2 protein-coding genes are annotated in these 1,656 nt (G+C 62.9%); both read left to right on the top strand.

From position 1 onward, the window contains the following. On the top strand, positions 1 to 246 hold a 246-nt coding region (locus tag G3446_RS27800; protein ID WP_209262657.1), incomplete at its 5' end, for a hypothetical protein. 19 nt (positions 247 to 265) lie between these two features. Further along, on the top strand, positions 266 to 1,656 hold a 1,391-nt coding region (locus tag G3446_RS26605; RefSeq protein ID WP_164456666.1), incomplete at its 3' end, for a Tn3 family transposase.

Below are 1,656 nucleotides of genomic sequence, written 5' to 3'. Positions count from 1 at the left end.
CCTCGGCCACTGCTCGCGCGCATGACGCCTACCAAGATCCGTCAGTTCGCCGCCGCGGCCGCGGCCCTGGAAACCGGCGACTTGCGCGATGTCTGCCGGCCGGGACGACGCCACACCTTGTTGTTGTGCCTATTGGCAACGCGCAACAAGGCCGTGGAACGCCTGCAAGACGTCCAAGCCCACCAACGCGAGACCGAGGAAAGGCTGCTCGGGGTTTTTTGGGACGGTCCTGAAGCATGCAGGTGACGACGGCGATGATCAGACGGTGGGCCACACGATCCGTCAGCTGCTTGCCGAACAAGGCGGCGTCGAGGCGCTCTCCGGGCAGCTGCACGCGGTGACGGCTTACCACGATAACAACTACCTGCCGCTCCTGTGGCCGATCCACAGCCACGACCGCAGTGCCTTGTTCCGGTTGCTCGACCTGCTGCAACTGGAGTCTTCGACCAGGGATCATCGCCTTCTGGAGGCCCTTGTCGTCGTCCGGCAGCACCAGGGAAGTCGGCGCAGCGCGTTGGCAGCATCCGTCGACGTGGGTTTCGCCTCCCAGCGCTGGCAGGCCTTTGTCCGAGAGGACGTCAACGGCAAGGTTTTCCACGGGAGGCGCGCGCTCGAGCTCTGCGTCTTCATGTACCTGGCCGAGGCGCTGCAAAGCGGCGACGTGTTCGTCGTCAGTTCAGGGGCTTGCGCCGATTACCGAGCGCAGCCGTTGGCTTGGGATGCCAAGCTCGATGATGCCACCAGACGCAATTTGTTCGTCGTTTTCGGCTTCGGCTGCAATCTCGGGGAGAGCCAAACCGCGAGGCATGCGCCGGAGGCGATCGACCGGCATTCCCTACGCCGAATCAACGCTCAACACGTCAGCGTCGAGAAGCTCGAGGCCGCGTTGCGCGACATCATTCACGAGTACGCGCGGTTCGATCTTCCGCGGTTCTGGGGGCGCCCCAATGTCGCGATCGCCGACGGGACGCACATGGAGCTGCGCGGGAACAACCTCTTGGGCGAACAGCACATTCGGTATGGGCGTTACGGCGGGATTGCGTACCACCACATCTCCTCGACCTACATCGCGCTGTTCAGCAACTTCATCGCCTGTGGCGTCTGGGAAGCCGTCTACATCCTCGATGGGCTGTTGCAGGACCGCTCCGATTTCGCGGTCGATCGCGTGCACGCGGATACCCATGGCCAGAGCGAGCCGGTATTCGGTCTGCCCTACCTCCTCGGCATCAAGCTGCTGCCCCGGATGAGAACCTGGAATGACGCGGTCTTCTACCGCCCGGCCAAGGACATTGTCTACCGCCATATCGACCCGCTGTTTTCCAGGACGGTCGGCTGGGAATTGATCGAGACCCATTGGCAAGACATGATGCAAGTGGTCCTCTCGATCCAAGCGGGCAAGGTGCTCCCGTCGATGCTCCTGCGCAAGCTCGGAAGCCACAGTCGGCAGAACCGGCTCTACCGGGCATTCCGCGAGCTTGGGCGCGTTGTGCGAACGCTGTTCCTGCTGAGTTTCGTCTCGGAGGGGGATCTGCGTCAAAGCATCCGCGCCGAGACCACCAAGATCGAGTCCTACAACGACTTCCTCGACTGGATCGGCTTTGGCGGCCCGATCCTCAAGAGCGGCGACCCGATCGAGCAGCTCAAGCAGGTTAAGTA

Origin of the sequence: Thiorhodococcus minor (assembly GCF_010820565.1) — a bacterium.
GTDB classification, from domain to species: domain Bacteria; phylum Pseudomonadota; class Gammaproteobacteria; order Chromatiales; family Chromatiaceae; genus Thiorhodococcus; species Thiorhodococcus minor.
Note: the sequence above shows the minus strand (reverse complement) of the source record. Positions and strands in the feature narration are given on the sequence as shown.